Annotated in this window: 11 protein-coding genes; 7 read left to right on the top strand and 4 right to left on the bottom strand. The window is 68.0% G+C overall.

Annotated features, from left to right (window positions below; genetic code table 11):
- Positions 1 to 19 precede the first annotated feature (19 nt).
- From HNR28_RS05140 to HNR28_RS05130, 3 genes are all read right to left on the bottom strand, one after another.
- Positions 20 to 916: a DAPG hydrolase family protein gene (locus HNR28_RS05140; RefSeq protein ID WP_151023966.1), complete on the bottom strand. Its 897-nt coding sequence runs from the start codon at positions 914 to 916 to the stop codon at positions 20 to 22.
- A 41-nt stretch (positions 917 to 957) separates the two neighbouring features.
- Positions 958 to 1,737 carry an EthD domain-containing protein gene (locus tag HNR28_RS05135; RefSeq protein ID WP_151023965.1) on the bottom strand — a complete coding sequence of 260 codons (780 nt, stop codon included), beginning with the start codon at positions 1,735 to 1,737 and terminating at the stop codon, positions 958 to 960.
- 148 nt (positions 1,738 to 1,885) lie between these two features.
- Positions 1,886 to 2,572: a nuclear transport factor 2 family protein gene (locus tag HNR28_RS05130; RefSeq protein WP_170288419.1), complete on the bottom strand. Its 687-nt coding sequence runs from the start codon at positions 2,570 to 2,572 to the stop codon at positions 1,886 to 1,888.
- Between the two features lie 142 nt (positions 2,573 to 2,714).
- On the opposite strand from HNR28_RS05130, the gene HNR28_RS05125 reads away from it, so the two are divergent.
- The 7 genes from HNR28_RS05125 (at position 2,715) to HNR28_RS05095 (ending at position 10,975) form a co-directional block, all read left to right on the top strand.
- Positions 2,715 to 3,626 carry a LysR family transcriptional regulator gene (locus HNR28_RS05125; protein ID WP_151023963.1) on the top strand — a complete coding sequence of 304 codons (912 nt, stop codon included), beginning with the start codon at positions 2,715 to 2,717 and terminating at the stop codon, positions 3,624 to 3,626.
- 200 nt (positions 3,627 to 3,826) lie between these two features.
- Positions 3,827 to 5,686, top strand: coding sequence for a phytoene desaturase family protein (locus HNR28_RS05120; protein ID WP_151023962.1), 1,860 nt, complete (start codon positions 3,827 to 3,829; stop codon positions 5,684 to 5,686).
- Positions 5,683 to 6,105 (top strand): nuclear transport factor 2 family protein, encoded by a 423-nt coding sequence (locus tag HNR28_RS05115; RefSeq protein ID WP_151023961.1) that lies wholly within the window; start codon positions 5,683 to 5,685, stop codon positions 6,103 to 6,105. The genes HNR28_RS05120 and HNR28_RS05115 overlap by 4 nt, the downstream gene beginning before the upstream one ends.
- 52 nt (positions 6,106 to 6,157) lie before the next feature.
- Positions 6,158 to 6,901 carry an SDR family NAD(P)-dependent oxidoreductase gene (locus tag HNR28_RS05110; protein ID WP_151023960.1) on the top strand — a complete coding sequence of 248 codons (744 nt, stop codon included), beginning with the start codon at positions 6,158 to 6,160 and terminating at the stop codon, positions 6,899 to 6,901.
- Positions 6,902 to 6,918: 17 nt separating this feature from the next.
- Positions 6,919 to 8,556 (top strand): thiamine pyrophosphate-dependent enzyme, encoded by a 1,638-nt coding sequence (locus tag HNR28_RS05105; RefSeq protein ID WP_151023959.1) that lies wholly within the window; start codon positions 6,919 to 6,921, stop codon positions 8,554 to 8,556.
- Positions 8,557 to 8,651: 95 nt separating this feature from the next.
- The gene (locus tag HNR28_RS05100; protein WP_151023958.1) at positions 8,652 to 10,082 is read left to right on the top strand and encodes an aldehyde dehydrogenase family protein; all 1,431 of its coding nucleotides are present in this window, start codon (positions 8,652 to 8,654) and stop codon (positions 10,080 to 10,082) included.
- A gap of 110 nt (positions 10,083 to 10,192) precedes the next feature.
- Positions 10,193 to 10,975 (top strand): IclR family transcriptional regulator, encoded by a 783-nt coding sequence (locus HNR28_RS05095; RefSeq protein ID WP_151023957.1) that lies wholly within the window; start codon positions 10,193 to 10,195, stop codon positions 10,973 to 10,975.
- A gap of 137 nt (positions 10,976 to 11,112) precedes the next feature.
- On the opposite strand, the gene HNR28_RS05090 is transcribed toward HNR28_RS05095, so the two are convergent.
- Entirely contained in the window at positions 11,113 to 13,563 is a 2,451-nt protein-coding gene (locus HNR28_RS05090) for an efflux RND transporter permease subunit (protein WP_151023956.1), read from the bottom strand.
- Between the last annotated feature and the right edge of the window lie 119 nt (positions 13,564 to 13,682).

Genomic DNA, 13,682 nt, shown 5'->3' with positions numbered 1-13,682 from the left:
GAATGCATGCCGCCCGCGCTCAGACCTCCATCCGGCCGCCGAATTCTGCGTAGATGCGCGGCAGGAAATGCTTGAAGCGCGTGAACTCCATGACGTTATGGCGCGCCAGGCCCTGCACGGCCTTGACCGGCACCTGGACGCCGGGAGGCAGCGACAATTCCGGCCTGCCCGCCGAGAATCGATACCCCATCCAGAAGCGGGTGCGGTGTTCCAGGCCCTCGGGCGTATCGCGGAAAATATGGCACATCAAGGCCGGGGCCGTGATCGATTCGTCCGTCTTGTCGACGGACACCGCCCATCCGGCGCCGCCGGCGAAGGCGGAAACGTACGGCTGCTTCCAGCGGTCCATGTCGAAGCCGAAATCCTTCGGCGACATGAACTGGATATCGACGTTGTCCATGCCGTTGTTGCAGTTCTCCGTGACGTGGTGGGTCACGCCCCAGTTCTTCTCGGCCATGGGAATCGACGGATCCAGCAGGCGCCGGCGGCCCATCGGGCTGACCATGATCCCGGCGTGCTGCGGGGGATACCAGATGCGGTAGCGCAGGTCTTCCAGCGGATGCCAGGCGAACCACCAGTCGATCATGTCCGCCGTGGCGTCCGGATACACCATCCGGTTGGCGATGAATCCCGCGCCGTTCGGCAGGATGCACCAGCCGATCTCCACATCCAGATGGCCCGGGTCGAGCAGCTCGTTCATCTGGTGCGGCAGGATCGCCTTGGCGGGATCGCAGGGCGACTCCATCATCGCCATGTTGACCGGCTCCGGGCGGGGAATGCTTTCGTGGTAGTAGCTGGAAAACGGCCGGGCTTCCTCTTCCGGCGTCAGGGCGGGCCGCATGGACTTGGGTCGGGTGGAAGCCTGCCATTCCTTGAAGTTTTTCTGGGCGGAATGTTCGGGGGTCGTCGGCAGCATGGGAAAATCTCCTCGTCTTCGGGGTATTCGTTTATCCGGGGTCAGAACGGCGTGTCGCGCACGATCGGCACTTCCCGGGTGTACAGGTAAAAGGACCTGGACCAGTCGGCGAAGCGCGTCGGGAACGATTGCAATGCCTCGACGTACTGGCGGAACGCGCCGGCGTGCTCCATCGTGTCGAACCAGTGCGCCGCCACCATGTCGTAGACGGGCGGATCCACCATCTTGAAATGCTTCCGGGCCGCGCCATCGTTGTCGTTCATCCGGCAGCGCCGGTTGACGACACAGCGGCGCAGCATGGCGCGCGCATAGGGCGCCTGCTCCAGCGCCGCCTCGTGCGCCCGGCGCCAGTGATGGTGGTAGTCCTCGGGGTAGACCTCCTCGTCGCGCATGACGTAGTGCAGCACCTTGAGCGCGCCCACGCCGCTCACGATGCCCAGGCCCGGATTGAAGGACGGGCACGGCTGCGGAACGGGGATTTCTTCCTCCTCGGCCATGACGATGATGTTGGTGCGCTCGTCGGCGAAGAACTTCCCGTCCTGCGAGGCGGCCGAGGGCGTTTCCGGCTCCAGCGTCGCGATCATGTCCGGGAAATTGTCGAAATACAGCTCGACCACGGCATCGCGCTCGGCCACCTGCCGGTGCGTCTCGTCCTGAAGCACGCCGAACGCGCCGTCGATGACGTGATTCTGCACATAGGACGCGATTTTCATGCGCTCCCTGCGCGCGATGCTGCCGTGATAGAACTCCAGGTAGCGTTGATATTCCGCCCGGGTCAGGCCGGGCCGGCGGCGCGAAGCCGCCAGTAGTTTGATTGGCATGTCTGCCCTCCTTTGAATTCGTGTTGATCGATCCGTTTCAAGCGGTCGGCTTCGGGCGAGCTGTGTCGGGCGAGCCGTTTCGAGCGGTCCGTTGCAAGCCATCTGTTTCAAGCGAGCCGTTCCGGGCCGCGGCGAACGCCGGGCCGGTTCAGGCGCGGGGTTCCGGCGGAAAGGGAAGAAAGCGGTTGACCGCTTTGCCGGGGTCGTAAGGCGCATGGAGGGGGCTGACCGGCGGAAAGCCCTCCTGGTGCAGGCCCTCCACCAGGGGGCGCTCGACCCATCCCGCGCCATAGGGGCTGCGGAAAATGACGTACCACCGGAATTCGAGGTATTTCCACATGCCCTCCTCCCGGCAGAATGTCAGGTCGTATTTCCCCAGCTGCCACATCGCGTCGAGCGTGCCGTCATCCTTCACATACGTATTCGTGCCGAGCGAATTCCACATGCCGCGGGCGGTCTGCCCGTCCTCGCTGATTTCGACCACCGGCGTGAGGAGCATGTGCACCATCAAGGCGCCCCTCATGGAATACTTGGCGCCCATGTGGCCGAAGAGCCGCATGACCCCTTCCGCCCCTTCCCAGAGGCCGCTGTCGCACATTTCCGCCTTCACGTCCGGCCGCGACAAGGCAAACAGCTCGGGAATTTTTTCCGCCAGCTGCCCCGTCTGCATGTAGTGGTTGTAGCGCCCCTGCAGATTGCATATGTCGCGGAAACTTTCCAGTCTGGCGATCCTGCGCTCGATGTACGATGATTCCACTGCGTTTCCTCCCGGAATTTCAGGCCCGCGTCCAGATCCGGATTGCGTGCCTTGCATGGCGAATTCCTGTTTTTTCATGCTAGCGGCACGCCGGGAACCGCAGAAACGCATATTCCTGATGACTCTCATCGATTTCATCGATGAGACCGTCACGGATTCCATCCACGGGGCGCCGCGCCCCCGCCGCACCGGCCGGCCGGCACCGCCACACGAGCATGCAATGCACTTCAATCGCCTGGACTTGAATCTGCTGGTGGCCCTGAACGTGCTTCTCGAAGAGAAAAACGTGACCCGCGCGGGCGAGCGCCTGCACCTGAGCCAATCCACCATGAGCAGCGCGCTGGCGCGCCTGCGGGACTATTTTCAGGACGACCTGCTGGTGCCGGTCGGGCGGCGGATGACGCCCACCCCCCTGGCCGAGGGGCTCGTCCTGCCGGTGCGGGAAATCCTGCTGAAAGTGGAAGCCACCGTCGTGACCGCACAGCAGGCCTTCGATCCCGCCACGTCGACGCGGCACTTCAAGCTGCTGGTGTCCGACTACGTCGTCTCGGTGCTGATCAATCCGGCATTGCCGCGCCTCCAGCGGGAAGCGCCCGGCATCACGATCGAATGCCTGACCCACACGGAAAGCCCCTGGGACGCGCTGCAGAAGGGAGACATCGACCTCCTGATCCTGCCCACGCAGTACACCCACGAGGGCCATCCGTCCGAAGTCCTGTTCGAGGACACCCACACCTGCATCGCCTGGCAGGACAATCCGCTCGTCGGCGACACCCTGAGCCTGGACCAGTACCTCGAACTGGGCCACGTCAGCGTCAATTTCGGCGTCACCGGCCGTGTTCCCGCCTACGACGAATGGTTCTTCCGCACCATCGGCCATGCGCGCAAAGCCGAGGTGGTGCTGGCCGCGTTCACCGCCGTGCCCTTCGCCGTGGTGGGCACCACGCGGATCGCCACGATCCACAAGCGGCTGGCCGACCTGTACGTGCGGCACCTGCCGCTGAAATGCGTGGCCCCGCCGATCGACATCCCGCCCCTGGCCGAGGCGGCCGTGTGGCTCAAGTACCGCGACCAGGACGCGGGCCTGGCCTGGCTGCGCCGCATGCTGAAGGACGCCGCCAACGGCCGCTGACGCCCCCCGACGACTCCTGCCGCCCGCCGGCGAATCCGCCGACCGGCCGCCAATCGCTGACGCCCGCCGACGGCCGTCAGACCGTCATCCGCTTGACAAGCCCAAAATAACTCCCATAATACGATACAAGCGTACCGCTCAACAATACGGCTCGGCCACCAGGACAGGCGCGCCGCCGCACATACGGGAGACAGGAAGGCATGAGCAGTGAATACGACATCGTCGCCATGGGCGCCGGCCACAACGGCCTGACCGCGGCGGCCTATCTCGCCAAGGCCGGCAAGAAGGTGCTGGTCCTGGAACGCAAGTCCTATCCCGGCGGCGGAGTGAGCACCCGGCAGTTGAACATCCCGGGCTACTGGCACGACGAGCACAGCAGCGTGCACATCATGATCCAGGGCAATCCGATGCTGCGCCAGGACGAGCTGGAACTGATGAGCCAGCACGGCCTGGAATACCACTACTCGCCGGTTCCCCACGCCACGGTCTTCCCGGACCAGACGGCCCTCTTCACCTACAAGGATCTCGACAAGACCTGCGAGGGCTTCGCGCGCATCTCCCAGAAGGACGCGGACACCTACCGCAGCTTCGTCAAGGTCAGCCAGCAGGTGCTGCAGATGTTCATGCCGGGCCTGTACGCGCCGCCGCCCCCGCTCGGCGAGCTGGTGGCGATGCTCGACCGCAGCGACGAAGGCCGGCTGATGCTGGATTTCATGAACCGCGACTGCCTCGACCTGGTGAACCAGCGCTACGAAAGCGACCGGATCAAGATCCACCTGCTGCGCCTGGTGAGCGAAAACCTGCAGTGCCCGAACGAACTGGGCACCGGCATGGGCGTGCTGCTGATGCCCGGCATCATCCATACCTACGGCGTATCGCAGCCCATCGGCGGCAGCGGCAAGCTGACCGAATCCCTGGTCCGCTGCCTCACGGCGCACGGCGGCGAAGTCCGCTGCGACGCCGAGGTCGCCAAGATCCTCACCCGCGACGGCCGCGCCATCGGCGTGCAGCTGAGCGACGGCGAGCGCATCATGGCGCGGGACGCGGTCATCGGCGCCATCCACCCCCACGTGATCCGCAAATTCGTCGACGACGTGCCCGAGCCCGTCATGCGGCGCGCCGAGCAGGCCACGCTCGCGCCGTTCTCCATCATGGTCAGCCACTACGCCCTCAAGGAAAACGCCAGGTTCTACGCCGGCGAGGAAGTCGGCTACGCGCCCATGCTGGAGCTCATGGCCACCGACCGGCTCGACGAGATGATGGCCGACTTCGACGACCTCAAGCGCGGCCTGATCACCGAGCGCCGCCTGTGCGCCGGCGGCGACGAGAGCATCAGCGACAAGACCCGGGTCCCGCCCGGGACGGGGCTGTTCCACGGCATCACCTTCGCGCCCTACGCCATCAAGGACAAGCGCTGGGCCGGCCGGCACTGGGACGACGTCAAGGAAGAGATCGGCGATCTCTCGATGGAGCACTACCGCAAGTTCGTCTCCAACCTGACCAGCGACAACATCCTGGCGCGCACCATCGTCACCCCGGCGGACCACGAGCGCTCCAGCCCGAACAGCATGATGCGCGGCGACCTGCACGGCGTCGCGCCCTACTTCTACCAGAGCGCCGGCCACCGCCCGACCCCGGACCTGGGCCAGTTCACGGTGCCCGGCGTCGACCGCCTCTATCTCGCCGGCCCCTTCCAGCATCCGGGCGGCGGCGTCTACGGCGCCGGGCGCGCCACCGCGATCAGGATGTTCGAGCAGCTGGGCATGGATTTCTCCAGCGTGAGCGCCGGCAGCCGGCAGGACCTGGGCACGCCGGCCAACGTCGCCGCCGTCCGCAAGAAGGGCCTGATCCTGCGCGGCGCGGCCGACGAGGAGCTGATGCACGTCGAGTCGCTGAAGCGCGAGGGCAACGAGCTCGTCATCAAGGGCAAGAGCTTCGGCACGATGCCGCTGGAAGCCCGCCTCGACGCCGACTCGGCCCGCGCCGGCCTGAAGCTGCTGGGCCTCAGGCAGCTCTCCTTCCTCGCCTCGCTGCCCTTTCGCAAAGGAAACAAGTCATGAACCACGAACGCTTCGCCGACTACATCCGCCGCTTCAACGCCCAGGACCCGAGCGCCTTCGAGGACTACCTGACGCCCGACGTGGCGGTCCAGAACGGCACCCTGAAGTACACCGGCATCGAGGCCATGAAGGCGCACTACGCCCGGATCTGGTCGGGCATGAAGGAAACCCTGGACCCCCGGCGCGTGGTCTGCGACGGGGACACGCTGGCGGTCGAGCTGCACGCCCGTTTCGAGGCCCTGAAGGACGACCCGGATTCGCTCTTCGGGCCGGTCGTCCGAGGAGAGGCCTTCGACTACACGGGGGTCATCATGTACCGCATCCGCGACGGCCGCTTCGCCGACATCCGGGTCGCCTACCTCGATTTCGTCCACACCGACGTCCAGGGCCGCCGCCGCTCGCTGGGCATCCCGCACTAGCGCCGGCGCCCGCCCGGCGCACCGGCGCCACACCCATTTCCAGGAGAATTTCTTGAGTCGAAGCCATCAAGACCGGGTCGCCCTCGTCACCGGCGCCGCCGGCGGGCTGGGCGTCCCCTTCGCCCTGCGCCTGGCCCGCGAGGGCTGCCACATCGCCATCACCGACCGGGCGCCCACCGACGACCTGGTCGCGGCGATCCGGGCGACCGGGCGCGACGTCCATTTCGAGCCCTGCGACCTCGCCGACGGCGAGGCCGTCGAGCGGCTGGCGGCCGGCGTCCTCGCCCGCTTCGGGCGCTGTGACATCCTCGTCAACAACGCCGCCTACATGCCCCTGCTGCCGCTCGAACGGATCGACCGCGACGCCTTCCGCCGCTTCCTGGCCATCAACCTCGAAGCCCCGCTGATCCTCGCGCGCATCCTGGGCGCGGACATGGCCGGCCGCGGCTACGGCCGCATCGTCCAGATCGCCTCCAGCACCATCGGCAATCCGATGCCGGGCTTCTGCTCGTACATCGCCACCAAGATGGGTGGCGTCGGCCTGGTCCGGGGGCTCGCCGCGGAGCTCGGCCCCAAGGGAATCACCGTCAACGCGATCTCCCCCGGCCTGACGAAGACCCCGTCCTCGGAAAAGGAACTGCCCGCGGCCCTGTTCGAGGCCGTCGTGCAGCGCCAGCTGATCAAGCGCACGGAAGTCCCCGAGGACCTCTGCGGCACGCTCGCCTTCCTCACCTCGGAGGATGCCGGATTCATTACCGGGCAGAATATCTTCGTGGACGGCGGGACCGTTTTCTGAATCCGGAGTCAATCCAAATGAGTCAAGGCAAGAAAATGACCGGCGGCGAGGCCATCGTCCAGTCGCTGGTCCGCAACGGCATCGACACGCTGTTCGGCATCCCCGGCGTCCAGACCTACGGCCTGTTCGACGCGCTCCAGCGCAACGGGAAACGCATCCGGGTCGTCACCCCGCGCCACGAGCAGACCACCGCCTACATGGCCATGGGCTATGCCAAGTCCACGGGCCGCATCGGCGCCTTTTCCGTGGTGCCCGGCCCGGGCATCCTGAACACCACCGCGGCGCTGTGCACCGCCTACGGGGTCAGCGCCCCCGTGCTGGGCATCACCGGGCAGGTGCCGTCGGACTACATCGGCAGCGGCAAGGGCCACCTGCACGAACTGCCGGACCAGCTCGCCACCCTGCGCACGCTCACCAAGTGGGCGGCCCGCATCGAGCACACCAGCCAGGTTCCCGAGGTCATGCACGACGCCTTCCGCCAGCTGCAGAGCGGCCGGCCGCGGCCGGTGGTGGTGGAAATGCCCTGGGAACTCTTTACCGCCGCCGCGCCGGTGACGCCGATCGAGCCGCCCGCCGTCTATCCGCAGATCGAGATCGATCCCGATTCGATCGCCCGCGCCGCGGCGCTGCTCAAGGAGGCGCGCAATCCCCTCATCATGGTGGGCAGCGGCGCCCAGCACGCCGCCCCTGAAGTCCTGGCGCTCGCCGAGCAGCTGCAGGCGCCGGTGGTCAGCTGGCGCGGCGGGCGCGGCATCGTCAGCGACGAGCACCCGCTCGGCTTCACCTGCGCGTCGGGCTTCAGGCGCTGGGCCGAGACCGACGTGGTCATCGGCATCGGCTCGCGCCTGGAGATGATGTGGTTCCGCTGGCCGGACCTGGGCAAGCAGCGCCGGCTGATCAACATCGACATCGATCCGGTACAGATGGTGCGCCTCAAGCCGGCGGTCGGCATCGTCGGCGACGCCGCCCGCGCCAGCCGCGGACTGCTTGAGGAAATCCGCCGCCACGAGGGCGCCCGCGCCTCCCGGACCGAGGAATTCCTGGCGCTCAAGGCGCGCACCCACGCCGACATCCAGAAGATCACGCCGCACGTCCAGTACCTGGCTGCGATCCGCCAGGCGCTGCCGCGCGACGGCTTCTTCGTCGAGGAAATCTGCCAGGCCGGCTTCACCTCGTTCTACGGCTTTCCGGTCTACCAGCCGCGCACCTACGTCACCGCCGGCCACCAGGGTACGCTGGGCTACGGCTTTCCCACGGCGCTGGGCGTCAAGGTGGGCAACCCCGACAAGTGCGTCGTCTCGATCACCGGCGACGGCGGCTTCCTGTTCGGGCTCCAGGACCTGATCACCGCGGCGCAGTACCGCATCAACCTGGTCGTCGTGGTCTTCAACAACGGCGCCTACGGCAACGTCTACCGCGACCAGCAGCGGCTGTTCGAGGGGCGCACGATCGGCTCCGAGCTGAGCAATCCGGATTTCGTCAAGCTGGCCGAGAGCTTCGGCATCGCCGGCCAGCGCGTCCAGACCCCGGCCCAGCTGGCGCAGGCCCTCGAACGCGCCTTCGCCGCCGACGCCCCGGCCCTGATCGAGGTGCCGATCGACAAGGACCGGGAGACGCCGCCCTGGGAATTCCTCATGCCCGCCCCCGGCGCCTAGCGCCCCGTCCGGCAGATGCGCACACCCCCCTTCCGGCGCCTGGGCCTGCCAGGGCCCCCGCTCTTTCCGCCCGCTCTTTCCTCACGGAGACGCCAGTGCATACCTACGACATGATCATCAACGGCCGCGCCGTGCCCGGCGCCGCCACCTTCGAGGTCGTCAACCCGGCCACCGGCGCGCCCTTCGCCCGGGTCGCCGCCGGCGACGCGAGCCACGTCGATGCCGCGGTCGAGGCCGCGCGGGCCGCGTTCCCGGCCTGGAGCCGGACGCCGGACGAGCGGCGCCAGGCGCTGATCGGCCAGCTCGCCGACCTGCTCGAAACCCACATGGCCGAGCTGATGGAACTGCTCACCCGCGAAAGCGGCAAGCCCCTGATCGGGCTGGACGGCATCGGCTCGCAGATGGAGGTCGGCGGCGCGATCGCCTGGACGCGCGTCACCGGCGGCCTGTCCCTGCCGGTGGAAGTCATCCAGGACGACGCCGAGGCGCGCGTCGAGGTGCACCGCAAGCCGCTGGGCGTGGTCGGCTCGATCACGCCCTGGAACTGGCCGCTGATGATCGCGATCTGGCACGTCATCCCGGCCCTGCGCGCGGGCAACACCGTGGTCCTGAAGCCGGCCGAGGCGACGCCCGTCGCCACCGCCCGCTTCGTCGCGCTGGCCAACGGCATCCTGCCGCCCGGGGTGCTGAACGTCGTCACCGGCACCCACGGCAGCGGCATCGGCTCGGCGATCGCCGGCCATCCCGGCATCGACAAGATCGTCTTCACCGGCTCCACGCCCACCGGCAAACGGATCATGGGCGCCGCCGCGGGCAACCTGAAGCGGCTGACCCTGGAGCTCGGCGGCAACGACGCCGGCATCGTGCTGCCCGACGTGGACCCCGCGGCCGTCGCACGGAAGATCTTCAAGGCCGCCTTCCACAACAACGGCCAGACCTGCGCCTGCCTCAAGCGCCTCTACGTGCACGAGAGCCTCTACGAGGCGCTCTGCAACGCCCTGGCCGCGCAGGCCCGGGCGGTGGTGGTCGGCGACGGCATGTGCGAGGGCACCGAGCTCGGGCCGCTGCAGAACGAGGAACAGCGCCGCATCGTCCAGGCGCTCGCCGACGACGCCCGCGCCCGGGGCGCCCGCCTGCTCGCGGGCGGCGGGCCGATCGCCGGGCCCGGCTATTTCTTCCAGCCCACCATCGTCGCCGACCTGAGCAACGGCACGCCCCTGGTCGACGAGGAGCAGTTCGGGCCGATCCTGCCGGTCATCCGGTACCGCGACATCGACGAGGCGATCGCGCTCGCCAACGACAACCCCAACGGCCTGGGCGGCTCGATCTGGTCGAACGACATCGCCCTGGCGAGCACGCTCGCCCGGCGCCTGGAATGCGGCACGGCCTGGGTCAACGAGCACGGCGCCATCCAGCCCGATGCACCCTTCGGCGGCGTCAAGCAATCCGGGATCGGCGTCGAATTCGGCCTGCACGGGCTGGCGGAATACACCTCTCTCCAGACGGTCAAGATCATGAAGTGCTGAACCTCCGCTCGGGCGGAGCGGCGGCCGGCGCCTCGCTACCCTTGCCGCGGACACCGTGGGATAATTTCGGGTTTCCACTGATCCCCATACTGGCATCCAGGAGAATCCGCATGCCCCGAAGCGGCACCCAAGCCCCCCTCCAGCCGAATCCCCCGGACAAAGGCGGCATCCAGGTCATTTCCCGCGCCGCCGCGATCCTGCGGATCCTGCAGCGCCACCCCGAAGGGCTGTCGCTGGGCGAAATCGGCAAGCTGGTCGGGCTGCCGCGGTCCACGGTCCAGCGCATCGTCGATGCGCTGGACCAGGAAAACCTGCTGATCGCCTCCTCGCCGACGATGGGCGTGCGCCTCGGCCCCGCCCTGCTCTCCCTGGCCGCCGCCACGCGCTTCGACATCGCCGACGTCGCCCGCGGGACGCTCGAAGCCCTGGCCAAGGAAACCGGCGAAACCGTCGATCTGTCGCTCCTGGACCAGGACAAGGCGGTGTTCATCGACCAGATCGCCGGCAGTCACCGCCTGGTCGCCGTCTCGGCGGTCGGTGCCTCTTTCCCGCTGCATTCCGCCGCCAACGGCAAGTCCATGCTGGCGCTGCTGAGCCCGCAGGAACTCGCCCGGCTGAAAAAGCGCATCAGCCTGGGGCGGCACACGCCGAACACGCTCACCACCTGGGATGCGCTCGAACGGGAACTGGCCGGGATCCGCGCCACGGGCATCGCCTTCGACCGCGAGGAGAACTCCGAGGGCATCTGCGCCGTCGCCATGGCCTTCCGCTGCCGCGGCGACGAAATCGCCGCCATCTCGATTCCGGTGCCGACCCAGCGCTTCGCCGTCCGCGAGCAGGAACTCATCGCCGCCCTCACCCGGCACTGCAGCACGCTGATCGCCAAGCTCTGAGGCGCAGGCCCTCCGCGCGGCGGCCGACCCTGCCGGTCGGCCCCCCGTGGCGGAACGAGGGCCGGAGGCCACCCGGCGGGGGACGCCGGTCCGGGATCCCCGACCGGGACCCGGGCCCCGAACCCCAAGCCTGCAATCTACAGCGGCGGCGCGGCGGCCAGCAGGCGCTTGCCCGAGGAGCCGCGCTTCGCCCCCCGCCGGGCAAAGTACGCGGGCGTGAGCCACAGCCGCGCCAGGGCGGGCAGCAGGACCATCGCGCCCAGCATGTTCCAGAGGAACATGAAGGCCAGCAGGATCCCCATGTCGGCCTGGAACTTGATGCTCGAAAACGTCCAGGTGGCCACCCCGACCGCCAGCGTGACGCCGGTCAGCATCACGACCTTGCCGGTGAAGCGCAGCGCGCGGTAATACGCCTCCGACAGGCTGAGGCCGGCGCGCAGGTGGTTCAGCATGACCGACAGGATGTAGAGCGCGTAGTCCACGCCGATCCCCACCCCGAGCGCGATCACCGGCAGCGTGGCGACCTTGACACCCATCCCGAGGACGACCATCAGCGCCTCGGCCAGGACAGAAGTCAGCATCAGCGGCAGGACCGCGACCAGCACGCCGCGCCACGAACGGAAGGTGATGAAGCTGAGGACGATCACGGCGCCGTAGACCAGGAACAGCATCTCGCGCCAGGCCTGCTTGACGGCGATGTTGGTGGCCGCCTCGATGCCGGCGGAGCCGGCGGCGAGCAGGAAGCGGGCGTCGGCGGTGTCGTTGGCCGCGGCGAACTGCTGCACCCGGTCGACCACGCTGGTGAGGGTGTCGGCCTTGTGGTCGCGCAGGTAGGCGAAGATCGTCAGCAGGTCGCAGGATTCGTTGTACAGGCCGCGCGGCGCCTGGGCCGTGATGAAATTGAGCATGTCCTGATTGCGGATCAGCTCATACCATTTGGGATTGCCCTCGTTGAGCCCCACCAGGACGCGGCGGTTCATCAGGGCCAGCGAGTTCGTCGAATCGACCCCGTCGAGCTGGCGCAGCTGCCATTCCAGGGCATCGACGCGCATCAGCGTGTCGTAGCGGGTGCAGCCCACGCCGCCCCCGGCCGTCTTGACGAGGACGGCGAAGACGTCGCTGCTGGCGCCGTAGGCGCGGTTCATGAAGACCACGTCCTGGTTGTAGCGCGAGCCGGGCCTGAGCTCGGGCGCGCCCGGGTCGAGGTCGCCGATCTTGAGCTGCTGGCTGTAGAAGAAGCCCACCCCGGCGAGCAGCAGCGCGGCGCCCACGGCGGCGTTGCCCCATTTGCGCGAGGTGAAGAGATCGAGGAAGCGCCAGACCGGATGCCGGCTGGCCTGCGGCCCGTTGCAGGCGGTCTCCTCGCGCAGGCTGCGCAGCGCCGCCTTCGGGCTCACGCCGGTGTAGGACAGCAGGATCGGCAGCAGGATCAGGTTGGTGAAGATCAGCGCGGCCACGCCCAGGCTGGCCGCGATGGCGAGCTCGCGGATGACCTGGATGTCGATCAGCAGCAGCACCGCGAAGCCCACCGCATCGGCCAGCAGCGCGGTCAGCCCGGCCAGGAACAGGCGCCGGAAGGTGTAGCGGGCGGCCACCAGCCGGTGCGTGCCGCGGCCGATGTCCTGCATCACCCCGTTCATCTTCTGCGCGCCGTGGCTCATGCCGATGGCGAAGACGAGGAAGGGGACCAGCATCGAATAGGGGTCGAGATCGAAACCCAGGAGCGGCAGCAGGCCCAGCTGCCAGGTCACGGCGATCATCGACACCAGCACCACCAGGGCCGTGCTGCGCACGCAGCGGGTGAACCAGAAGACCATCGCCGCGGCGATCAGCACCGCGACCACGAAGAAGGCCAGGACTTCCTTCAGGCCGTCGATCAGGTCGCCCACGATCTTGGCGAAGCCGGTGATGTGGATGGCGATGCGGTCGTTCTGGTGCCGGGCGCGGATGTCCTCCAGCGCGCGGGAGAAATCGGCGTAGTCCACCGGCCGGCCCTGGGCATCCTTGCTCAGCAGGGGCACGTAGAGGGTGCTGGAGCGGGCGTCGAGCGCGACGATCTGGCCGATCTCGCCCGAGCGCGCGACGTTCGCCTCCAGTTGGGCGAGGCTCTTCGACGAACCGTCGTAGCCGTCGGGAATGACCGGGCCGCCTTCGAGCCCTTCCTCGGTCACGCCGACCCAGCGGGTGCTGGGGGTCCACAGCGATTTCATGAACGCGCGGTCCACGCCGGGCACGAGGAAGACCTCGTCGCTGATCTTGCGCACCGTCTCCAGGTAGGCCGCGTCGTAGATGGTCCCCGTCCGGTTCTCGACCGCGATCCGCACCGCATTGCCCAGCCCCTTGAGGTCGCTGCGATGCTGCATGTAGTTGGCGATGTAGGGATGGTTGGCCGGGATGGTCTTCTCGAAGCTCGTGTTCAGGTGCAGGCCCAGGGCCTGGAAGCCCAGCAGCAGGGTGACGAGCGCGCAGACCAGGATCACGGCCAGGCGGTGGTTGAACAGCAGCCGCTCGACGAGCGAGCCGGACTGCCGGTCGAAGTCCGCCAGGTCGCGGATGACCGGCGGGGTGGAAGCGGAGGCGGGATTCATGAGTGTCCTTGTCTTGTGTCTGTGACGGGCGCTGGGGCTGGCTCTGTGGCGGGCGCTGGGGCTGGCTTTTTGGCGGGATCCTTGGCGGGATCTACGGCAGGCGCTGCGGCGGGCTCGGG

It is taken from the genome of Castellaniella defragrans, from assembly GCF_014203015.1.
GTDB lineage: Bacteria > Pseudomonadota > Gammaproteobacteria > Burkholderiales > Burkholderiaceae_B > Castellaniella > Castellaniella defragrans.
Note: the sequence above shows the minus strand (reverse complement) of the source record. Positions and strands in the feature narration are given on the sequence as shown.

Excerpts from the sequence above, each read along its gene's own strand:
- HNR28_RS05140 (WP_151023966.1), bottom strand. The coding sequence starts at position 916 with ATGCTGCCGACGACCCCCGAACATTCCGCCCAGAAAAACTTCAAGGAA.
- HNR28_RS05135 (WP_151023965.1), bottom strand. The coding sequence starts at position 1,737 with ATGCCAATCAAACTACTGGCGGCTTCGCGCCGCCGGCCCGGCCTGACC.
- HNR28_RS05130 (WP_170288419.1), bottom strand. The coding sequence starts at position 2,572 with ATGAAAAAACAGGAATTCGCCATGCAAGGCACGCAATCCGGATCTGGA.
- HNR28_RS05125 (WP_151023963.1), top strand. The coding sequence starts at position 2,715 with ATGCACTTCAATCGCCTGGACTTGAATCTGCTGGTGGCCCTGAACGTG.
- HNR28_RS05120 (WP_151023962.1), top strand. The coding sequence starts at position 3,827 with ATGAGCAGTGAATACGACATCGTCGCCATGGGCGCCGGCCACAACGGC.
- HNR28_RS05115 (WP_151023961.1), top strand. The coding sequence starts at position 5,683 with ATGAACCACGAACGCTTCGCCGACTACATCCGCCGCTTCAACGCCCAG.
- HNR28_RS05105 (WP_151023959.1), top strand. The coding sequence starts at position 6,919 with ATGAGTCAAGGCAAGAAAATGACCGGCGGCGAGGCCATCGTCCAGTCG.
- HNR28_RS05095 (WP_151023957.1), top strand. The coding sequence starts at position 10,193 with ATGCCCCGAAGCGGCACCCAAGCCCCCCTCCAGCCGAATCCCCCGGAC.
- HNR28_RS05090 (WP_151023956.1), bottom strand. The coding sequence starts at position 13,563 with ATGAATCCCGCCTCCGCTTCCACCCCGCCGGTCATCCGCGACCTGGCG.